The 21,068-nt window shown below is 69.6% G+C and carries 20 protein-coding genes; 6 read left to right on the forward strand and 14 right to left on the reverse strand.

The annotated features are described in order from the left end of the window. Window positions 1-410: 410 nt before the first annotated feature. Together leuA and LIN44_RS23560 are read left to right on the forward strand one after the other, a co-directional pair. A complete protein-coding gene (gene leuA / locus LIN44_RS23555; protein WP_227314678.1) occupies window positions 411-2,120 on the forward strand; it encodes a 2-isopropylmalate synthase in 1,710 nt (569 codons plus the stop codon). 339 nt (window positions 2,121-2,459) lie between these two features. After that, window positions 2,460-3,113: an OmpW family protein gene (locus tag LIN44_RS23560; RefSeq protein ID WP_304524189.1), complete on the forward strand. Its 654-nt coding sequence runs from the start codon at window positions 2,460-2,462 to the stop codon at window positions 3,111-3,113. Window positions 3,114-3,187: 74 nt separating this feature from the next. Here LIN44_RS23560 and LIN44_RS23565 read toward each other — a convergent pair whose 3' ends face one another. Then, a complete protein-coding gene (locus tag LIN44_RS23565; protein WP_227314679.1) occupies window positions 3,188-4,675 on the reverse strand; it encodes an AMP nucleosidase in 1,488 nt (495 codons plus the stop codon). A 187-nt stretch (window positions 4,676-4,862) separates the two neighbouring features. Here LIN44_RS23565 and LIN44_RS23570 point away from each other — a divergent pair, with 187 nt between their 5' ends. Next, complete coding sequence (locus tag LIN44_RS23570; protein WP_116342266.1) at window positions 4,863-5,252, forward strand: GNAT family N-acetyltransferase; 390 nt, start codon at window positions 4,863-4,865, stop codon at window positions 5,250-5,252. 45 nt (window positions 5,253-5,297) lie between these two features. On the opposite strand, the gene LIN44_RS23575 is transcribed toward LIN44_RS23570, so the two are convergent. The 5 genes from LIN44_RS23575 to LIN44_RS23595 form a co-directional block, all read right to left on the reverse strand. Beyond that, a complete protein-coding gene (locus tag LIN44_RS23575; RefSeq protein WP_227314680.1) occupies window positions 5,298-6,047 on the reverse strand; it encodes an NADPH-dependent F420 reductase in 750 nt (249 codons plus the stop codon). An 87-nt stretch (window positions 6,048-6,134) separates the two neighbouring features. Further along, window positions 6,135-7,181, reverse strand: coding sequence for an MBL fold metallo-hydrolase (locus LIN44_RS23580; RefSeq protein WP_227314681.1), 1,047 nt, complete (start codon window positions 7,179-7,181; stop codon window positions 6,135-6,137). Between the two features lie 197 nt (window positions 7,182-7,378). Beyond that, window positions 7,379-8,344 (reverse strand): tripartite tricarboxylate transporter substrate binding protein, encoded by a 966-nt coding sequence (locus LIN44_RS23585; RefSeq protein WP_227314682.1) that lies wholly within the window; start codon window positions 8,342-8,344, stop codon window positions 7,379-7,381. 42 nt (window positions 8,345-8,386) lie between these two features. Further along, a complete protein-coding gene (locus tag LIN44_RS23590; RefSeq protein WP_227314683.1) occupies window positions 8,387-8,740 on the reverse strand; it encodes a hypothetical protein in 354 nt (117 codons plus the stop codon). An 11-nt stretch (window positions 8,741-8,751) separates the two neighbouring features. Continuing rightward, window positions 8,752-10,113: an acyclic terpene utilization AtuA family protein gene (locus LIN44_RS23595; RefSeq protein ID WP_227314684.1), complete on the reverse strand. Its 1,362-nt coding sequence runs from the start codon at window positions 10,111-10,113 to the stop codon at window positions 8,752-8,754. Window positions 10,114-10,227: 114 nt separating this feature from the next. Here LIN44_RS23595 and LIN44_RS23600 point away from each other — a divergent pair, with 114 nt between their 5' ends. Then, window positions 10,228-11,133, forward strand: a complete 906-nt coding sequence (locus LIN44_RS23600) for a LysR family transcriptional regulator (RefSeq protein ID WP_227314685.1) — start codon at window positions 10,228-10,230, stop codon at window positions 11,131-11,133. A 77-nt stretch (window positions 11,134-11,210) separates the two neighbouring features. Here the strand turns inward: LIN44_RS23600 and LIN44_RS23605 are convergent, their stop codons facing one another. From LIN44_RS23605 to LIN44_RS23625, 5 genes are all read right to left on the reverse strand, one after another. Further along, complete coding sequence (locus LIN44_RS23605) at window positions 11,211-12,002, reverse strand: SDR family oxidoreductase (protein WP_227314686.1); 792 nt, start codon at window positions 12,000-12,002, stop codon at window positions 11,211-11,213. Window positions 12,003-12,049: 47 nt separating this feature from the next. After that, window positions 12,050-13,186: an ABC transporter substrate-binding protein gene (locus tag LIN44_RS23610; RefSeq protein ID WP_227314687.1), complete on the reverse strand. Its 1,137-nt coding sequence runs from the start codon at window positions 13,184-13,186 to the stop codon at window positions 12,050-12,052. A gap of 245 nt (window positions 13,187-13,431) precedes the next feature. Then, a complete protein-coding gene (locus LIN44_RS23615) occupies window positions 13,432-13,944 on the reverse strand; it encodes a DUF1269 domain-containing protein (protein ID WP_227314688.1) in 513 nt (170 codons plus the stop codon). A gap of 203 nt (window positions 13,945-14,147) precedes the next feature. Further along, entirely contained in the window at window positions 14,148-15,578 is a 1,431-nt protein-coding gene (locus LIN44_RS23620; protein ID WP_227314689.1) for an acetate kinase, read from the reverse strand. Window positions 15,579-15,653: 75 nt separating this feature from the next. Continuing rightward, window positions 15,654-16,388, reverse strand: coding sequence for a flagellin (locus LIN44_RS23625; protein WP_227314690.1), 735 nt, complete (start codon window positions 16,386-16,388; stop codon window positions 15,654-15,656). Here LIN44_RS23625 and LIN44_RS23630 point away from each other — a divergent pair. Then, window positions 16,387-16,596, forward strand: a complete 210-nt coding sequence (locus LIN44_RS23630) for a hypothetical protein (protein WP_227314691.1) — start codon at window positions 16,387-16,389, stop codon at window positions 16,594-16,596. The genes LIN44_RS23625 and LIN44_RS23630 overlap by 2 nt on opposite strands. On the opposite strand, the gene LIN44_RS23635 is transcribed toward LIN44_RS23630, so the two are convergent. The 3 genes from LIN44_RS23635 to LIN44_RS23645 all read right to left on the reverse strand — a co-directional run bounded on the left by LIN44_RS23635 (window position 16,565) and on the right by LIN44_RS23645 (window position 19,480). Beyond that, complete coding sequence (locus LIN44_RS23635) at window positions 16,565-17,263, reverse strand: C39 family peptidase (protein WP_227316411.1); 699 nt, start codon at window positions 17,261-17,263, stop codon at window positions 16,565-16,567. The genes LIN44_RS23630 and LIN44_RS23635 overlap by 32 nt on opposite strands. After that, window positions 17,263-17,697 (reverse strand): hypothetical protein, encoded by a 435-nt coding sequence (locus LIN44_RS23640; protein ID WP_227314692.1) that lies wholly within the window; start codon window positions 17,695-17,697, stop codon window positions 17,263-17,265. The genes LIN44_RS23635 and LIN44_RS23640 overlap by 1 nt, the downstream gene beginning before the upstream one ends. Window positions 17,698-17,878: 181 nt before the next feature. After that, window positions 17,879-19,480 carry a hypothetical protein gene (locus tag LIN44_RS23645; RefSeq protein ID WP_227314693.1) on the reverse strand — a complete coding sequence of 534 codons (1,602 nt, stop codon included), beginning with the start codon at window positions 19,478-19,480 and terminating at the stop codon, window positions 17,879-17,881. A gap of 707 nt (window positions 19,481-20,187) precedes the next feature. Here LIN44_RS23645 and LIN44_RS23650 point away from each other — a divergent pair. Beyond that, window positions 20,188-20,973, forward strand: a complete 786-nt coding sequence (locus LIN44_RS23650) for a GntR family transcriptional regulator (RefSeq protein ID WP_227314694.1) — start codon at window positions 20,188-20,190, stop codon at window positions 20,971-20,973. The last annotated feature ends 95 nt before the right edge of the window (window positions 20,974-21,068 follow it).

Here is a 21,068-nt window from a genome sequence, read left to right on the forward strand (position 1 = left end):
TTGGCGCAACCTGCTCCCGCCGATCCCCTGATCGGGCCACGATGGGGCGCCGCGCAGCCAGGCACGGGTGCAAACGCTTGACCGGGTCGGGACTTGTCGACTAACCTTGCCCGTTCCTATGGACTTGCGCCGCGTGCGCACTCTCCCCGAGCGGCGCCGCCCGCTCTCATTCGCCACGATGAACCGTTACACCAGCACCCCCGGCCAGGCTGCCGATGCGTCCCGCATCGCTGCCCGCGCACGCGTGCTGGCTGCCCTGGCATCGGGCCGCGCCCTGCGCGCTTCCTCGCTACTGCTAAGCCTACCGATCGGTTGCCGGGCCTAGGGCCCCGTGGCAGTTCGGCAGCCTTGCGCCACCCTTTTCCCGTTTTTCCATCTTTCATCTTCCCTTGCGAGGAAGGAGACCCCGTATGCTCGGCAATCCCGCCACCAAGTACCGCCCCGCCGCCACCGTCGACATCCCTGAGCGCAGCTGGCCTGGCCGCACCATCACGCGCGCGCCGCGCTGGATGAGCACCGACCTGCGCGACGGCAACCAGGCCCTGATCGAGCCGATGAACCCGGCGCGCAAGCTGCGCTTCTTCGAACAGCTGGTGAAGATCGGCCTGAAGGAAATCGAAGTGGCGTTCCCCGCCGCCTCGCAGACCGACTTCGACTTCGTGCGCATGCTGATCGAAGAACGGCGCATTCCCGACGACGTCACCATCGTCGTGCTGACGCAGTCGCGTGAAGACCTGATCCGCCGTACTGTCGAATCCGTGCGCGGCGCGGCACGCGCCACCGTGCACCTGTACAACCCGATCGCACCGGCCTGGCGCCGCATCGTCTTCAATGCCTCGCGCGACGAGATCAAGGAGGTCGCGGTATCGGGCACGCGCCTGATCAAGGCGCTGACCGATGCCATGCCCGAGACCGCCTGGACCTACGAGTATTCGCCCGAGACCTTCAGCCTGGCCGAGCTCGATTTCTCGCTGGAAGTGAGCGACGCGGTGTCGGCCGCGTGGCAGGCCGGACCGGGCCGCCCGATGATCCTGAACCTGCCGACCACGGTGGAATGCAGCACGCCCAACGTGTTCGCCGACCAGATCGAATGGATGCACCGCCGCCTCGCGCGGCGCGAGCACATCGCGCTGTCGGTGCACCCGCACAACGACCGCGGCACCGCGGTGGCGGCCGCCGAGCTGGCGCTGATGGCGGGCGCCGACCGCGTCGAGGGCTGCCTGTTCGGCAACGGCGAACGCACCGGCAACGTCGACCTGGTGACACTGGCGCTGAACCTCTATACGCAGGGCGTGGCGCCGCAGCTGGACTTCTCCGACATCGATTCGGTGCGCCAGTGCGTGGAGCACTGCAACCAGCTGCCGGTGCACCCGCGCCATCCGTATGTGGGCGACCTGGTGTTCACCGCGTTCTCGGGCTCGCACCAGGATGCGATCCGCAAGGGCTTTGCGCAGCAGCAGCCGGACGGCATCTGGGAAGTGCCCTACCTGCCGATCGACCCGGCCGACCTGGGCCGCAGCTACGACGCGGTGATCCGCGTCAACAGCCAGTCGGGCAAGGGCGGCATGGCGTACCTGCTGGAACAGGTGCATGGCCTCTACCTGCCGCGCCGCCTGCAGATCGAGTTCAGCCGCGCGGTGCAGGCCATGACCGACGACAGCGGGCTGGAAGCGAGCGCCGACGACCTTTATGGGCTGTTCCAGCGCGAGTACCTGGCGCGCGAAACGCCGCTGCGCTATGTCTCGCACCAGCTGGCCACGGACAGTACCGGCGCCACCCTGATCACGGTGCAGATCGAGCGCGACGGCCAGCCCTGCAGCGTGCGCGGCCGCGGCAACGGTCCCATCGACGCCTTCATCGATGCGCTGGACCTGCCGGTACGCGTGATGGACTACCACGAGCACGCGCTGACCGCCGGCGCCGATGCGCGCGCAGCTTGCTACGTGGAAGTCCGCGTGGGCGATTCGCCGACCGGGTTCGGCGCGGGCATCGACGCCAACCTCGTCACGGCGTCGCTGCGCGCGGTGCTGTCGGGCGTGAACCGGCACCTGCAGGCGGGATTCGGCGCCACGGTCCAGACCGGGTCGATCGCACCGGCCGGCGCGGCCGCCGAGGCCTGACGCCTGGCGTATCGCAAGAAAACCGGTGTGCCCCGCCCCCACGGGGCACACCCGGAAAGACGCCCTTGCGGACGCCCACGACATGCCTGGTGCCGATCCGGTGACACGCGTTGCGCGTGCTCGGATCTTTCGCACAGCGTAAGCGGCAGGATCAGGCCGCGCTACGAATCATTTCGCATGTGGTTAGAAGCGACGTCCGAAGCCGCACCGCGCGTGGCGACGCTGTCGTGCCCTCGCGACGCCGCGCGCACCATTTGGTTCCGCTTGGTTTGTGTCAAGGCCCCCTCCGGCCGGCTTCGCCACACTAGGCGCGGCTCGATAACAAACCAAGCAGACCTCATGAAAACACTGTCGAAAACACTGTCTCGTCGCACCGCCGCCTGTTCGGCCATCGCCGCCTGCGCCATGCTCGGCGCCTTCGCCACGCCCGCGGCCGCCGCGGATGACGCCCAGGGCAACTGGATGGTGCGGCTGCGCGGCACCTACCTCGACATGGCCCGCAGCTCCGATCCTGTCGGCGGCGTCGGCCGGTCGGACCGCATCACGGTCAACAACAAGTGGATCCCCGAACTCGACGTCACCTACTTCTTCACGCCGAACTTCGCCGCCGAACTGGTGCTGACGGTGCCGCAGAAGCAGAACGTCTATCTCGACGGCAACAAGATCGGCACCTTCAAGCACCTGCCGCCGACGCTGCTGATGCAGTACCACCTCATTCCCAACGGCACTTTCCGCCCGTATATCGGCGCGGGCCTGAACTTCACCCGCATCTGGGGCGAGAACATCGCCAACAACACACTGCAGCTGGATGGCTGGAGCGTGGGCCCGGCGCTGCAGATCGGCATGGACTACAAGCTGACCAGGAACTGGTTCCTGAACGCCGACATCAAGAAGATCTGGCTGTCGAGCGACGTCAAGGCGGGCGACGTCAAGGTCTCCAAGGTCAGCCTGAATCCGTGGCTGTTCAGCTTCGGGGTGGGGTATCGGTTCTGATCCCGCCACGCAATGCAAAAGGCCGGCGCCCATCGGGCGCCGGCCTTTTGCATTGCAGAGGTAAGCGGCGGACGCTACCGGAACGCCGGCTCGTCAAAGCTGCGCAGCTTGCGCGAATGCAGTTGCTCGACGCCGTTCTCGCGCAGGATGCGGATCGCCTCCAGCCCGATTGTCATGTGCTGGCTGACGCGCTGGCGATAGAACGCGTTGGCCATGCCGCGCAGCTTGAGCTCGCCATGCAGCGGCTTGTCCGAGACGCACAGCAGCGTGCCATACGGCACGCGCAGGCGGAAGCCGTTGGCGGCCACCGCCGCGCTCTCCATGTCGATGGCGATCGCGCGCGACTGGTTGAAGCGCGCATACAGCGACTTGGACTTCAGCTCCCAGTTGCGGTCGTCGGTCGACACCACCGTGCCGGTGCGCATGCGCGTCTTCATCTCGTTGCCGGACAGCCCGGTCACGCGCGCCACGGCCTCTTGCAGCGCCACCTGGATCTCGGCGATGGGCGGCACCGGCACCCAGGGCGGCAGGTCGTGGTCGAGCACGTGGTCGTCGCGCACGTAGGCGTGCGCCAGCACGTAGTCGCCGAGCTGCTGCGAGCGGCGCAGGCCGCCGCAGTGGCCGACCATCAGCCAGCAGTGCGGGCGCAGCACGGCGAGGTGGTCGGTCATGGTCTTGGCGTTGGACGGCCCCACCCCGATATTGACCAGTGTCACGCCCAGCTTGTCGCCGCGCACCAGGTGGTAGGCCGGCATCTGCGGCAGCACGCGCGGGCGCGTGGCATCGTCGGGTTCGGCCGCGCCGAGGTCCTGCACCACGTCGCCGGGCTCGACAAAGCGGGTGTAGCCGCCGCCGTCGCCGTCGCCCATCAGCGCGCGCCCCAGCGCAACGAACTCGTCGACATAGCGCTGGTAGTTGGTGAACAGCACGAAGCGCTGGAAGTGCTGCGGCGCCGTGCCGGTGTAGTGGTAGAGCCGCTGCAGCGCCAGGTCGACGCGCTCCGCCGGGAACAGCGACAGCGGCCAGGCTTCGCCCGGCACCGGTTCATAGGTGCCGTTGGCAATGCCGTCGTCGATGCGGTTCAGTTCCGGCAGCACGAACGACGCTTCCAGCTCGCGCGCCTGGGTGTAGCTGATGTCGGTGGTGGAGGCCTCGATCACGAACGGCAGCGGGATCGGGCGCCGGCTCAGGCCCACCACCACCGGCACGCGGTGATAGCGCATCAGCCGCTCGATCTGGTCGCGGTAGTAGTCGGCCAGCAGGTCGGGGCGCGTCACCGTGGTGCCGTACACGCCCGGGTACGCCACCGTACCCCAGGAGGGGCGGCTGTCGGTGACCATGGTCTCGATGTTGACCGAGATGCCCAGGTACGGATAGCACGCATGCGCGGCCGAGGGCAGCGGCTTGCCGCCGGCGAAGGCATCGAAGCGCGCGCGCACGGCGCCGACCGATGCATCGTAGATCTCGCGGATGCGGGCGACCGCCGCATCCGCGTCGGTGAACTCGGCAAGCTGGTCGGCCGGATGCGCGGAGGAAAAGACGGGGGCGTTCATGGAGGCCATGATACCGCGCCGGCGCGTCGCCGTGAGCGACTCCCCGGCGCGCCGGGCGCCAAATTGACGCGCCCGCGCACGCTCGCTACACTCCGCCAATTGCGCGGCACGGCTTGCCGTGCCGTTCTCGACTCGCGGCGCCCCTGGTGGCAAGGGGCGGCGAGGGGCCGTACATGCTTTGCTGGGAGAGCCGCCAATGGAAATCCGTAACCTGTTGCCCGACGACCTCGAGGCAGCCAGACAACTACTGATCGCCAATGGCTGGGCTCACCGGGTCGGCGGTCCCGAGAAATTCGCGCGCCTGGTCGCCAATTCGCAGCGCGTGGCCGTGGCGGTTGAAAAAGGCGAGGTGATCGGCTTTGCCCGCGCGCTGTGCGATGACGTCTGCGACGGCTTCCTGTCGATGGTGGTGGTCGCGCCCGGCCACCGCCGCCACGGCATCGGCCGCGCCCTGGTGCGGCATATCGTCGGCAGCGATCCCGATATCAGCTGGATGCTGCGCGCGGCGCGCTCGTCCGAGGCCGCCTTCTTCGGCCAGCTCGGCTTTACGCCGTCGATGGTCGCGATGGAGCGGCGCCGGCCCTGAGCCGCCCCGGAGCCGCCCCTGAGCCGCCAGTTTCAATCCGGCGCGTCAGCGTCCCTCCATCTTGCGCCGGAACTCCTCTGCCGTACCCACCTGCCGGAACAGCGGCCCGCCCGGCGCAAAGCGATCGGCGCTGGCCAGCGGCCCCACCACCACCGGTTCGAATCCCGCATCGCGCACCAGTTGCGCGGCCACCTGCAGCGCGGCCGGGTCATCGCCCGCGATCGGCACCGCCACCAGCCCGCCGGGCCGGTGATGCTCGCTGGCAAACTGCGCCGCCCCCATGAAGTTGAAGGCACGCACCACGCGCGCGCCGCGCAGGTAGCGCGCGGTGGTAAGGCCGATGCCATCGCGGCGCGCCTCGTCGGCGATGGGGCCGTCGCGGTGGGCATAGGCGTTGGTGGCATCGAGCACGATCTTGCCTTGCCAGGCCCCGGCATGGTCGCGGCTGAGTTGCGGCAGCGCGCCATAGGGCGTGGCCAGGAACAGCACGTCAGAGAACGCAATGGCCTCGGCCACGGTGCCGGCGCGCGCGAGCGTACCCAATTCTTCGACCAGCGGCTTGAGTGCCTCCGGATGGCGCGACGAGAACAGGACCGGATGCCCGGCCTTGACCCACAAGCCGCCAACGGTGCCGCCGATGCGGCCCGCGCCGATCACGCCGATGCGCTGCGCCGCGGCCTCGCGGGCCGGCGCCGGTGCGGGCTGGGCGCGCACGGCGCGCGGCAAGGGTGCGGCCAGCAACAGGGCCGCGGCGCCGGCGCGCAGCCAGCGGCGGCGGGTCACATTGGCAGGCATGGCAAGTCCTCCGGCAGACCGGGCCGACGCATCCGGAACGCGCGGCGGCCCCTGGGATGACTCTAGGCGAAAAGCCGGCGCCCGTGGCTAGCGGTCGCGGATCGGGCCATATTCGGCCGGCACCCACGCATAGCCGGCGCTGTCGCGGCGCACATGGCCCAGCCCCGGGAACGGCATGTGCGCGCCGCCCACCCAGAGCCGGCCCCTGGCGGCCTGTTCCAGGATGCGCTTGCGCGTGATCACGGCCTGCTTGCTGTCGACGTCGAATTCGATCGCCACCTGCGGCCGCCGCAGCTGCAGCGCGTGGTTGTGCACGATGTCGCCCCACAGCAGCAGGCTGTCGTTGCCCGAGGTGAACAGGTAGCCGCTGTGGCCGGGGGTATGCCCGTTGGCCGGCACCACGCGCACCCCGGGAACGGGCTCGCTGCCGGCGCCGCCGTTGAAGGTGCGCAAGCGCTGCGCCGCCTGGTACGGCGCGACCGCGGCACGCGCCATGGCGAACAGCCCCTGCGCCTCCTGCGGCGCGGCGGCGGCGTTGGCATCGTTGAGCCAGTAATCGAGGTCAGCCTTGTCGACGTAGACCGTCGCGTTCGGGAACGCGGCCTTGCCGTCGCTGGCCAGGCCGCAGGCATGGTCGCCATGCAGGTGCGTCAGCAGCACGGTGTCGACCTGCTCGGGCGCATAGCCGGCGGCACGCAGGTTCTCGCCGATGCGTCCCAGCGTCGGCCCGAAGCAGCCCGCCGCACCGGTGTCGACCAGCACCAGCCGGCTACCGGTATGGATCAGGTAGGCGTTGACCGCGGTCTGCATGCCCGGCGTCGAGGCCACGAACATGCGCGCCAGCAGGCTTTGCACTTCGCGCGCGCTGGTGTACTTGAAGATCTTGGGGTCCAGGTCGATGTAGCCGTCATAGAGCGCGGTGACTTCCAGCTGGCCGACCATCATGCGGTAGTAGCCCGGCACCTGGGTCTTCTGCTGTGCCGGCGGCGTGGCGGTCTGCGCGCCGGCCACGCCCGCGGCCAGCACGGCGCTGCCCATGGCGATGGCGATGGCGGCACGCGCCAGGGTCCGGCGCAAGGCCGGACGCGGGTGCCGGCTGAAGGTGGCATGGCGCACCATGGACTGCAGCTTCATATCCTGATCCTGTTCTGGTTGGTGTTGTCGAGGAGCAGGCCGGCACCAGCGGGCGCGCGGCCAGCGCATATGTTAGCCGCGCCTTGCCCGACAAGGCCGCAAGGGTCAGAGCGTACCTACTTCTGCGTAAAAAACGGGGCCATGTGGTTCCCCATGGGCCCCGTTTTCCATGCATGGGAGCTTGCGCCGCCCGGTTTTTACTCGGGTTGGATATTCGCCGCCTTGATGATGCGGCCCCACTTGCCCGACTCCTGCGACTGGAACTTCGCCAGTTCCGCGGGCGTGCTGGTGAAGACTTCCGTGCCGGTCGATTTGTAGAAGCCGGCGGCGCTGTCACTGCGCGCGGCCTTCACCATCATCGCGTTGAGTCTGGCCACCACCGGCTGCGGCGTCCCCGCGGGCGCATAGGCGGCGAACCAGTAGCTCATCTCGTAGCCCTTGACGCCGGCTTCATCGATGGTCGGCACCTCCGGCGCCAGCGGCGAGCGCGCCTTGCCCGACACGCCCAGCGCGCGCAGCTTGCCGCTCTTGACTTGCGGCAGTCCGGTGGCGGTGTCGGTGATCATCATCTGGATCTGGTTGCCGAGCAGGTCGGTGATGGCGAGCGGGTTGCTCTTGTACGGCACGTGCAGCAGCTGCACCTGCGCCATCTGCTGGAACAGCTCGCCGGCAATGCGCGACGACGAGCTGCCGCTGCCGAAGCTGAGCTTGCCCGGCTGCTGCCGCGCCAGCGCGATGAACTCGCCCACGGTCTTGGCCGGCACCTGCGGATTGACCACCATGATCTGGCCGCCGCGTCCCAGCGCCGTGATGGGTGCGTAGTCCTTGACCGGATCGTAGGGCAGCTTCTTGAACAGGTGCTCGTTGGCCGCATGCGTGGTGTTGGTGCTGATCAGCACGGTATAGCCGTCCGGCGCCGCCTTGGCCACGTCGGACGCGGCGATAAAGCCGTTGGCGCCGGGCTTGTTGTCGACCACCACGGTGACCTTGCTGTCCACGGTGATGGCCTGGCCGATGGCGCGCGCCAGCTGGTCGGTGGCGCTGCCGGCGGCGAATGGCACCACGAAGCGGATCGGCTTGTCGGGAAACTCGGCCCAGGCCTGTCCGGCGGGCAGGATCAGCGCGAGCGCGGCAACGGCCAGTGGCTTGAAGAACGGATGCATGGAGGTCTCCTGTTGAAATCGTTGTCGGTGATAAGCAAGGGCTCAGGCGGCGCCTTCGGCCCGCGCGGCAAGCCGCGGCGGCAGCGGGATCTCCAGCTGCAGCAGGCGGAACGACAGCGCCTTGCCGTGGGTGTCGAGATTGAGCGCATCGTTGACGCCGCCGTCGAGCACGCCGTCGAGGACAAAGTTCATCGCGTGCAGCGACGGCACCAGGTAGCGCGTGACCGCCGCGGGCCGGCGCTCGCGAAACAGTGCGCGCACCGCGTCTTCGGTCACGTGCGCCACCAGGTGGTCGAAGTCACGCGCGTCATAGGCGATCACGCTGATGTTGGAACGGTCGCCCTTGTCGCCGGTACGGCCATGGGCGAACTGGTAGAGCGCGGCGGTGGCGGTCATGGCGGGCCTCGTCAGTCGATGAAGGTGTGGGTGGGCGTGACGGCTTCGCGCGGCACCAGGCACGACACCGCGTTCAGCCGTGCGCGCTGCGCCGTGCGCACGCCGCCGCCGCCGGCGGGGCCACAGGTATAGAGCGCGTTGACCTCGCGCTGCAGCGCCTGCGCCACGGCCGGGTCGTCATGCGCCAGCGCGGCACGCAGGCGCACGTCCTGCGCTTGCGCCTCGTGCGGCTGGGGTTGCGCGAGCATGGCGCCGCCGTCGTCGGCCAGCACGCTGAGCACGCCGATCAGGTCGAAGCGGATCGGCACGTCGTGGCCCAGCAACCGCATGCGCCGGCGCAGGATCTCGGCGGCCAGCCGCGCGCGCGCCGCGGCGTTGGGGCCGGCGTAGGAAATCTCGCCCTCGGCCAGCCAGCCGCCGTGGCTGAATACATTGGCCTTGAGCTGCGTCGGGCGCGGGTGGCCGCGCACATGGCGCACGGCGACGCGGTCGGGGGCCACTTGCGCGACAGTGACGGCGCCGATGTCGGCCACCACGTCAGGCGTCAGATAGGCGCACGGGTCGTGCACCTCGTACAGCAGTTGCTCCTTGACCGTGCGCAGGTCCACGCAGCCGCCGGTATCGGCGGCCTTGAAGATCTCGATGCCGCCGTCGGCATCGAGCTGCGCGATCGGGAAGCCCAGCGCGTGCACGTCCGGCACCTCCTTGCGGCCCGGATCGGCAAAATAGCCGCCGGTGACCTGCGCCCCGCATTCGAGCAGGTGCCCGGCCATGGTGGCGGCGGCGAGCCGGTCCCAGTCGTCCCACGCCCAGCCGAAGTGCGCCATCGCCGGCCCCAGCGCCAGCGCCGGGTCCGCCACGCGACCGCACACCACCACCTCGGCCCCGGCGCCCAGGGCCTCGGCAATGCCTTGCGCGCCGATATAGGCGTTGGCGCAGACAAAGCGTTCGGCGTCGAAAGCCTGGCCCAGGATGCCGTGCAGGCGCGCGCGCCCGGCTTCGTCGGACAGGTCGTCGCCCTCCACCACCGCTACGCGCGGTGCGGGCAGGCCCAGTTCCTGGGCCAGCTGCCGCACTCGCCTTGCCGCGGCGCGCGGATTGGCGGCGCCGAAATTGCCGACGATGGGAATGCGGTGCTGCAGGCACAGGCCCAGCACCGGCGCCAGCAGCGCATCCAGCAGCGGCTCGTAGCCCAGCGCGGGATCGTTGCGCCGCGCCAGTTGCGCCAGCGCCAGCGTGCGCTCGGCCAGGGTCTCGAAGATCAGCGCCGCCGGCTGCGCGGCGGCGATCAGCGTGCGCACCACCGGCAGCGCGGCGTCGGTACGGTCGCCGGAGAAGCCGGCGCCGGAGCCGATCAGCAAGGGAGCAGTCATGGTCGAAGGCAGGTGGGTTGGGCAGGTCGATCCCATTCTAGGGTCGGCGGGCCCAGCCAAAAAATGGATTATTTGGATTAATCTATCGACTTCCTGGATATATCCGCTGGCGCCATGAACCTGTCGGTCAAGCACCTGCGCGCCTTCGTGGCGCTGGCCACCTACCGCAATTTCACGCGCGCGGCGCGCGCCTGCCACCTGTCGCAGTCAGCCTTCAGCGCGCTGGTGCAGACGCTGGAAGAGCAGGCGGGCAGCCGGCTGTTCGAACGCACCACGCGGCATGTGGAACTGAGCAGCGACGGCGTGCGCTTCGAGCAGAGCGCGCGCCGGCTGCTGGCCGACTTCGAGACCGCGTTCGAAGACCTGCGCGCGCACGCGGAGCGGCGCAAGGGGCGGGTCTCGATCGCGGCGCTGCCCTCGCTCGCCGGCGGCGACCTGCCGCCGCTGCTGGCGCAGTTTCGCGCGCGCTACCCGGGCATCGTGCTGGAACTGTTCGACCAGCTTGCCGATGGCTGCATCGAGCTGGTCCGGCAGGGCCGCGCCGACTTCGCGCTGGCGCCCGCGCCGGCGCAGGACGACGACCTGCGCGTCGAGCCGCTGGTGCGCGACACCTTCCACCTGGTGTGCCCGGCGGACCATGCGCTGGCGCGCAAGCGGCGCATCACGCCGGAGATGCTGGCGGGGCTGCCGTTCATCCAGCTGTCGCGCACCACCAGCGTGCGCCAGCACCTGGACGCCGCGCTGCATCCGCTGCGCCTGGCCAGCGTGATGGAGGTGGAGCACCTGGCGACGGTGGCGGCGCTGGTGCAGGCGGGCCTGGGCATCAGCGCGGTGCCGTCGCTGGCGCTGTTCCAGTTCCGGCGCGAAGGGCTGGCGATCCGGCCGCTGCAGCTGCCGTCGCTGGTGCGCGATATCTGCCTGGTGCGGCTGAAGGACCGCGGCGATTCCGCCGCGGCCGCCGCGATGATCGAGGCCCTGCAGGCGTTCTACCGCGGCGGCAAGGCTTCCGCGCGGCGCTGAAGCGCGCGTGGGAAGGTACGCAGAATTGGGTACGCTTTGGCGGGCAAGCGGCGCGCGCTGCGCCAGAAGTGTTCTGCTCAGAAGTGCCCGAGATAGCCGCCGTCGACCGCCAGCACCTGTCCGGTGACATACGACGCCGCCGGCGATGCCAGGAACACCACCGCGCCGGCCACTTCCTGCGGCTGGCCCCAGCGGCCCAGCGAGGTCCGCTGGCGCAGCCACTCGGCCACGCTCTCGTCCTCGACCATGGGCTGGTTCGGCTCGGTGGCGAAGTAGCCGGGGGCGATCGCGTTGACGGTGACGCCGTGGCGGCCCAGGTCGGCGGCCATGGCGCGCGTGAGCGCGTCCAGGCCGCCCTTGGTGGCGGGATAGAGCACGTCGCCGGCGCGCGCCACCTGGCCCGCGATCGAGCTGACATTGACGATGCGCCCGTAGCCGCCGTGGCGCATGCGCTGCGCGGCCAGCCGGCACAGCGCGTAGGGTGCCACCAGGTTGGTCTCGAGCATGGCGCGCAGGTCGCCGGCATCGAGCTGCGCCATATTGCTGCGGTTGCGCGCGCCGGCATTGTTCACCAGGATGTCGAGCCGGCCATGGCCGGCATCGATGCGGTCGAAGGCCGCCGCCACGGCGGCCTCGTCGGTGATGTCCAGCACCAGCGCCTCGGCGCTGCCGCCGCGCGCCGCCAGCGTGGCCACGGCCTGGTGCACGCGTTGCGCATTGCGGGCCACCACCAGCACATGGGCACCGGCATCGGCCAGCCCGGCGGCAATCGCCAGGCCCAGGCCCTGCGCGCCGCCGGTCACCAGCGCGACGCGGCCGTGCAGCGCGAACGGGGTACGGGAATCGGGGGAGGAAATCAGGGTCGCCATGCGGGCGACTATACCGCAGCGGCCGGCTCCGGGCCCGTGGCCGCGCGCTAGCGGATCAGCTTGCCGGTCGACGACACGATCGACATTTCCACGAACGACGAGCCGGTGTGGCGCGCGGCGCTGTAGCTGATCAGGATGCCGCCGAGGTCGAAGTCGCGCATGCCTTCCAGCGCCGCGACCAGCCGCTCGCGGGTCAGGTCGGGGCCAGCGCGGCGCAGGCCTTCGACCAGCACCTTGGCCGACATAAAGCCCTCCATGCCGGCGTTGGACGGCTCCACGCCCTGCTGCTTCGCCAGGCTGCGGTATTCGCTGGCCAGCGTCATCTGGCTGGAGTTGGTGCCCGGCACCACCTGCGTGATGATCAGGCCGCGCGCGTCGTCGCCGAGTTCGCGGATAAAGGCATCGGCGGCATTGTTGGAGAGCGTGACGAACTGCGCCTCGCTGCCGGCGCGGCGCAGTTCGCGGATCACGCGCGCCGCCTCGGAGCCCGAGCCGATCACCAGCACCGCCTGCGGGTTGGCCTTGTGCATGGTCGCCACGCCCTGGCTGATGTCGCCCATCGGCCGCGAGAAATTGACCATGGCCGCGGGCTGCACGCCGCGCGCCTGCAGCGCACCGTTGTAGCCTTCCAGCACGTCCTTGCCGAAGCCGTCGTTGGCGTAGAAGATGCCGATGCGGCTCATGCCGGAGGTGGCCAGGTGGTTGATCGCGCGCGCCACTTCGTCCTGGTACTTGGCGCGGACGTTGAAGACGTAGCGGTTCACCGGCCGGTGCAGCGTGATGGCGCCGGTCAGCGGCGCGATCAGCGGCACCTTCTGCGCGGCGATGAGGGGCAGGATGCTTTCGTTCTGCGGCGTGCCGCGCACCATGAAGAGCGCGAACACCTTGTCCTCGTCGAGCAGCTTGCGCACGTTGTCGGGGGTGCGCTTGGCATCGAAGCCGTCATCGTAGGTGACCAGCTCGATGCGCCGGCCGGCGACGCCGCCGCTGTTGTTGACCGTGCGCAGGTACACCTGCGCGCCGGCGATCTGCTCCTTGACCGAGCCCGCCACCGGCCCCGTGATGCCGGCCGACTGGCCGATGCGGATGGTGTTGCGGGTCACGCCCGGCTCCGCCTGGGCCGTCTGCGCGGCCCATCCCAGCGTGGCGGCCAGCAGGCCGCACGCGATCCATTTCGCCTTCATTGTCTCGACCCCTCCGCCTGGACGGCTGCTTTCATTGTTCTGTGGCGGCGCGGCGGGCACAGCCCGCGCGCCGTCACGCAAGGTACCGCATGCGTCCGACGTGGGCAAACCGGGAAAACAGGGGGTGTTGCAGCGGCATCACACCGGAACCGGGGCGGTTCCGGTGCGGCCGGGGCGCGCGGCAGGTCGCGCGCGCAGAGAGACATGCGGCGCCGCGAAGGCGCCGGCCGGCGGCGTGCGCCGGATCAGGGGAACGCCGGTACGGCCGGGTCGACGCCGGCGAAGCTGGCTTCCGGGTGCGCGTTGCGCAGCAGGGTTTCGACTTCTTCGACGCGGGTGCGCGGCACGTCGACCATCAGCAGGATCTTGCCCGCCTCGATGTCTTTCTCGAACGCGCGCAGCCGGCTGTTGGGCGCCGAACTGCCGATCATGCTTGCGGCCCAGGCCCCGAACACCGCGCCCAGCACCGCCAGCACGCCGACCAGCCCCCACTGCGGGGTGTCGCTGACGATGGGGAACATCGCCACCACCACGCCGGCCACCACGCCGACGCCGCCGCCGACCATCAGGCCCATTTCGGCCGCGTGGACGATGTCGGAAGTCTGGAACAGGTTGGCTTCATGCAGGCCGGTCATGTCGGCACCGTCGCGCGCCACGAAGTGGATATGGCGGTTCTCGACGCGGGCCAGCAGCAGGTCATCCATGGTGCGTCGGGCACTCGTCAGGTCGGGCAACAACCAGAAGATGCGTTTGCGCATGTCTCTCTCCTTGTTCAGGCCGCACCACCGGTGAGGTTGAGGCTGGTCGGAAAGTACCGCTGGCGGCGCGGGGTTATTTCTTTGTACGCCGTTCATGGGGCCAGCGCAAGGCGCGTTGCGGCGCTGGCGCACGGTGCCGGCGGATGTGATGCGCACGCGTGTCCCGCCCGGGCGGGGCACGCGTCACGTCTGCGCCCTGGCGTTCAGAAAGTGATCGGCAGGCGCACATTGACCTGCAGGTCGGGCGTGTCGCGCGTCAGCCCCGCGCCCACCGAGAGATTGAGCGTATAGCGGTTGTTGAAGCGGTACGAATACCCCACCAGCAAGGTGCCCTGCGTCACCCGCACCGAGCCGGGCACGGTCATGCCGTTCTGCTTGGTCGGCCAGATGATGGCCTGGTCGTAGCCGATACTGAACGACGCCTTCTCGTTGAGCGACAGCCCCATGCCGAAGCTGAACTCGAAGATGTCCCCCGGCGCGATCTTGCCCAGGTTCTCCTTCTCGCCGTTCAGCACGGTGCGGCTGACGTTGTTGCGGGCAAAATTGTGCAGGTAGCTGAAGGTGCCGAAGAACACCGCCGGATCGGTCGGCAGCAGCCATGTGATGCCGGGCTGGATCGCCTGGAAGCCGGTGCCGGTGGGCAGCCCCAGCGGCAGGCCGGTGCCGGTGGCATTGCCCACGCAGCGCGTCACGCAATCGGTCACCACCTCGAACGGGTCCTTGCCGGTGTTGGACTTGTAGCGCAGCCAGCCGACGAAGTACGGCATCCGCTCGTTGCCGTAGTTGAGCTGGTAGCGCACCGTGGCCTCGACATCGCCCAGGCCCTTGCCGCTGGAATTGAACACGTTGTCGAAGGCGGTGCCGGTGAACACCTCGCGGCTGATGGTCGAGCCCGAGGTCTGCACGTACGGCACCTTGGCCTCGATCTCGAGCCGCTTGGTGACGCCGTAGCGCAGCGCGATCGATTCGATATAGGTCGAGGTCTTGACCTCGCGCACGTCGATCAGGCCGATCAGGATGGCCGGGATGATCGAGTAGCCGACCAGCGCGACGCGGTTGTTGGACGAATAGCCGTACTGGAAGCCCGGCTCGACCACGAACTTGCCTTCGCCGGTCAGCACCCCGGGCTGGTCGATCAGCGGCGCCACTTCGGGCGGGCGCTGGTCGCTCTCGGGCGGACGGCCCACGGGCTCGTCCACGGCTACCATCTGCGGGCTCGCCGACTCGCCCTGCTGCGCCCCGGGCTGCGGCCCCTGGGCGATGACCTGCTGCGGACTGTTGCCCCAACCCGGCGCGCCCTGCGTGGCACTGGCCGCCGCTGCCGCGGTGGCGGCGCTGGTGGCGTTGTCGGCCGGCGTCACGCCGGGGCCGGCGCGTTGCCCGCCGCGCTTGGTGGCCAGCACCTCGGTGCCGATCACGCTGCGCAGTTCGCGGATCACTGCCTCCTGCTCGGCCAGCGCCCGCTTCATGGCATCGAGCTGGCTGGCCTGGTCGGCGAGCTCCCTCTGCAGTGATTCGAGTCCGGCCGCGGGTGGCCCCGCCTCCGGCGGCGTCTGGGCTTGCGCCAGTCCGCCGAGCAACAGCAACGTCGAGCATCCCGCATTGCGGATGCCCTGCATCGACCGCTTCTTCATCACGTCTTCCTCCCCCGGACGGCAGGCTGTTCTGCAGGAGCCTGCGACCTGTACTGCCTGCTACCTCGCTAACGGCTATCTCATGCTTGCGGCCCGCAGCAGCGCATTGTTCAGCGCCGTGTTGGCCAGTTGCGACCGGAAGGCCTGCAGCGTATTGACGCCTGCATCGATTGTCATCAGGCTCCGGATGCTCTGGTTGTTCAGCGTGTTCTGGATCACGGTCACCGGCGTTCCCGCCAGCGCTCCCACCGATGCGGCATTGCCCGGGCCGTTCTGGATCACGTTCAGCAATCCGTTGGTGACGACCTGGCCCGTGGCGGTACTCACGGCTGTCGCCGGCAGGCCCGCCGCACCGGCTGCGCCGGCGCTGGCAGAAGCACCACCATTGGCCGCTGCCGCATTGCCACCGCCCGCATTGCCACCGCCCGCAGCCGCGCCACCCCCAGCCGCCGCGCCGGCGCCATTGGCGCCCATCGCCGCGGCGGCATCGGCCGTGACCGGATTGCCCGCGAGCGCGCTGGCCACCGCGGCATTGGTGTTGGCAACGATGGCTGGTCCCAGCGTCGCGGCGAGCCGCGCGGCCTGGTCGGCAGTGATGCGGCTGATGTCTGGGATGTTAATGCTGGTCGCGACCACCAGGTCGCCGTTGATGTACACCGCGCGTTCGATACCGAACGAAACCTGCAGCCCGGGCATCTCGAAGCCGCCGCGCATGTCATCGAGCTTTTCATGTGCCACCGGTTTCCAGCCGGCCATGCTGCCGCGCGCGGCAGCCAGGGGGTGGGTGTCGGCACGCTCGCGCGCAGCCATGGCCGCCTGCGACGGCGGCGCCGAGGCATCGGTCGCCCCGGGCGGCGGCGGCATGCCGGCCTGTGCCGTGCCGGCGTACGCCAGGCCGGCGCCCAGCACCATCGCCGCGGCCGCCGAGGCGGCGCTGCGTGGCACGGCCGGGGCCGGCAAGCAAATCTGCAACATGATCGCGTTCCTCAAAAATCTCCGGCGCCATGCCGTGGCATGACCGTGAAGAAGAGGTTGTCCCGGTTGACGCCCATCCAGTAAGGACCGCTGGGCGCGACGCGCCAGTCCGAGGCGATGTTGAAGCGCGCGCGGTCGGTGCGGTTATGGATCACGAACAGCAGCTGGCTGTCCCAGATGCGCTCGAACTGTTCGCGCGACATGGCGCGCGTGCCGCGCGCCGGATCGCCGACCAGCACGCGGTCGCCCTTCACCCCCTTGACCACCACGAAATGGTGGTAGCCGTTCTCGACGATCAGCACGATCGCCGGCACCTGCGTTTCTTCCAGCTTGGACAGCGGCAGTTCGAAGCCATCCGCCTCATAGCCCAGCGCCGCCAGGAAGCGCTTCATGTCCAGCAGCGAGAACCCCTCGGCGCGGATCTTCTGCTGGTCGCCGTTGAGGTACATGTTCTGGAACACCGTGGCCTCGTTGATCGGATGGCCGTACTGGTACGTCAGCAGCGTGGCCACCGCGGCCGAGCCGCAGCTGAAGTCGAACTGCTGGCGGATGGTGGACTTGAAGCGCGCCTCGCGGATGCTGGTGACCCTGACGCTGTAGGGTTCGCCGACCGGCCCGTACATCGCGACATCGGCGGCCTGCACGCCGGGCACGTGCGCCGTGGCCAGCAGCCACGGGACGCACGCCAGCAGGAGTCGCAGCGGCTTCATCATTTGAACTGGACGTTGACGATGGTCGCGTTCTGGATCAGCACGTTCGATCCCGAGTTCTGGATCGCGGTGGGAATCCCCGCCGCATTCGAGAACGCGCCTTCGGTGATGTGGTTGGTGCCGGACAAGGTATTGACCGCGGCGTTGTCGGCCACGGTGCCGTGCAGGCGCATGTCGTTGACGGTGACCTCCGCACCGCCGCGAACGTCATCCAGCCGGGACACGGGCACGGCTCTGGCCGCGCCGGCGAACAGCGCGGCCGGAGCCGGCGCTGGCGCGGTGTCGGCTGACGCCGTCCGGGTGGCCGCGGCAGTGTCCGCGCGCGCCGCGGCCATGGCGGCCTCCAGCCCTGGCGGCTCCGCGTGGGCCGGCAAGGCTGGCCAGGCGAGTAATGCCGCGGCAAAGGCGCCGACGGCGAAGCGGACCGGTTGCATGGTGTTTCCCCCCTGCCGGTGCGCCGACTCTCTCCAGTCGGCTGCATGGCAACTTGGCTTGCGTAGGCATGACAGGGCCCGGGCGCCCGCACACAGGATGCGGGCGCCGGTCCTGCCGGCATGACTGCGAAACCGCCGGCCGGCCCCGGGACTGGCCCGGGATCCGGCCGCGTTGCGCGTCTTACCTGCCGCCCACGTTGAGGTTGGCCTGCACGTTCACGCTTTGCTGCACCAGCGAGGCAACGCCGCTGTTCTGGCTGGCCATCATGATGCCCGCCGCCGTCTGACCCACGCTGGTCATGGTGTTGGACATGTTGAAGGTGCCTGCGTCGACCAGGTTGTAGCCGCCGTTGCCGCCGGTACCGCCGGCGCCGCCGTTGCCTACGCCACCCATGCCGCCGGTACCGCCAGTGGCCGCGCCGCCGCTGCCGCCGTTGCCGCCGTTGCCGCCGTCGCCGCCGTCACCGGCGGTGGCGCTGCCGTTCGACGCCATCGTCGTGGCCGCGCCCGAAGTGGCCGCCGCGCCGTTGCCGCCGGCACCGCCGGTGCTGCTCTGCGCGCCGCCGGCACCGCCGGTCGCCGTGCCATTGCCGGCCGTCGCGGTCGAGCTTGCACCGCTCGAGCCGCCCGCGCCGCCCGTGCCGCTGCCGGCGCCGCCGGTCGCGACCGCGCTGGAGGTGCCGGAACCGCCCGCACCGCCGGTGGCACCCGCGCCGCCGCCCGTGCCCGTGCCCGCGCCCGCCGTGTTGGTGCCGGCTGCCCCGGATCCGCCACCGGCACCGCCGGCACCGCCAGAGTCCGCGCCGCGGCCATTGGCATCGCCGCCGCTGCCGCCCGCACCGCCGGCCGAGCCGGCCAGGCCGCCCAGGGCACCGCTGGCACCCAGGCCGCCGCCGCCGATCGCGCCGGCACCGCCGCCACGGCCGCCGGCACCAAGCGAGGCGCTCAGCGCACCGCCGCCCTTGCCGTAGGCATCACCGCCGCTGCCGCCCTGGCTGCCCGCGGCGCTGAGCGCGCTGCCGCCCTTGCCATAGGCGCTGCCGCCATCGCCGCCCCAGCCGATCGCGGCGCCGCCATCGCCACCGTCGCCGCCCACGGCCCTGCCCGTGGTGGCATCGCCGGCGCGCGCCCCGCCGTTGTAGGCAAAGGCCTTGGCTCCCACCGCACCGACCGCGCCGGCAGCACCGTTGCCGCCCACGCCACCCGCACCGGCACCGCCGTTGCCGCCGGTGCCGCCCTTGCCGCCGAAGCCGGTGCCGCCGTTGGCGTTACCCGTGTTCGAGGCATAGTTGCCGATGTTGTGGACGTTGTTGCCGGTCACCGTGCCGTTGAGCTTGCTGACCGCGATCGCCTTGCTGGTGTTGAAGGAATTGGCGATGCTCGACGAGGCATTGCCCGCGTTGGCGGCGGCATTGCCCAGCCCGCCCTGGTCCAGCGTCAGGCGGGTGCGGTTGTCGGAGTTGGTCTTGCTCTTGTTGTTGGAGTTGGTGCGGTTGTTGGAGTCATTGGTCGACTTGTCCACCGCGATCGTCGCCGTGCGGTTGTTGGAGTTGGTCTGCGACTTGTCGACGTCGATGTTGGTAGTGCGGGTGCTGGTGCTGTGATCGGAGTTGTCCTGGTTGGAGGTCGAGTACTCGTTGGCCAGAGCCCCGGCGCCACGTTGGTTGGAATTTGCGGTGGCTGACTGATGGCTCCAGCCGTCCGTGTTGTTATTGGTCGGGTTACCCCACGCCGAACCAGCAAAGGCGAGGGCAATCGCCGACGCCAGAAGTGTCTTGTTCATACGATGCTCCCAGGAGGATTTCACAGTCACAGCGGCTCAGCTCCTGGCCGGCACTCATCGACGAGCGCGCGGCCGGAGGTTCAGGTCAGGCTTGCTGCCAAACCAGCCTGCCCTGCGCATAATCGGTGCCAGCTTCGTCACCTGGGGCGGCAAGTCCTTGTATTACAAGGGCCACCCGGCGTCGGGGCGCGGCCTCGGCCGATGTTTTGCCGGATCAACATGGCCCCGCGCCGGTGTGCCGCCGGGGACATGTCACATTGCTGTGACAGGGGGGTCCCTTCGCATGTCCTGAGCCGCTTCGGATGCGCCAGGAAAGCCTTGATTTTCAAGGGACTTGAAACGCCGGCTTGGGATTTCCCCTGATGCGCAGGCCACGTATCGGCGGTGAAACACGGGGCCGGTTGTGCCGTCACCGCCGCCCGTGTGGGCCGACCCACATTGCCCGCTTGACGCCGCGCTGGCGGCATGGGCAAGCGTGCGCCGCGGGCCCTGCCCGCGGCATCGCCTGCGTGCGGGCACGGCGCCGGCGCAACGGGCCGAATCAGGCACAATGCGTCACCATGCCTTGACCCAGCGCGGCGCACCGTGGCATCCGTGCCAGGCCCTTGTCGCGAAAACCCCTCAGCGGTTATCCTCGCTAGGCCCCATGTCTGATTTAAAGTACATTAGAGGCATTACAGACTTGTCATCTCTCCACAAGGGAAACCATGAGTGAAGCCGTCGTTCCCCTGTATCACCAGATTTACGTGGTGCTGCGTCAGCAGATCGTCGAAGGCCGCTTCGGCCAGGGTCCCTTGCCCGGGGAGATTGACCTCGCCAAGCAGTTCCACGCATCGCGCGTGACCATGCGGCGCGTGTTCGACCGGCTGGTGCAGGAGGGGCTGGTGCGCCGCCACCGCGGGCTCGGCACCTTCGTCAATCCGCATCCGGTGCGCCCGGCGAACGCCGCCGGCGAGGAACGCGGCACCAGCCTGCTCGACAACATCATCGACATGGGCCAGAAGACCTCGGTCAAGGTGATCTCGATCGATGAAGTCCATGCCACGCCGGATGTGGCCGATTCGCTGCAGATCGAGACCGGCGATCCGGTGGTGAAGATCGTGCGCGTGCGCCACTACCGCAACCGTCCGCTGTCCCACATCACGGTCTACCTGCCGGCGGCGCTGGGCCGGCCGATCACGCGCCAGGCCCTGGAAGAGACCCCGGTGCTGCGCTTGCTGGAAGCGGGCGGCGTCAAGCTCGGCCGCGCCAGCCAGGTGCTGTCGGCCCGGCTGGCCGACGTGGTGGTGGCGCCGTTGCTGGACGTGCCGGTCGGCGGCGCGCTGCTGGCGGTGCGCCGCGTCGTCAAGGACCAGTCCGGGCGCCCGGTGCAGCTGCTGCTGGGCCAGTACCGCCCGGACCGCTACGAATACCGGATGGAGCTGTCGCCGGCCGGCGTCGACAGCGCCAACGTCTGGGTGGAAAGCGAGACCCGCCCGGGCTTGCGCGACTGACGCCACGGGAATTGCCCTGGGCTTGCGCTGCCGGGGTGCGCCGGACTCCGTTCCGCGCCATACTGCGCATCCCTGATCACATCGAGCGAGGAGCC

The organism is Cupriavidus sp. MP-37 (assembly GCF_020618415.1).
In the GTDB taxonomy this organism is placed as follows: domain Bacteria; phylum Pseudomonadota; class Gammaproteobacteria; order Burkholderiales; family Burkholderiaceae; genus Cupriavidus.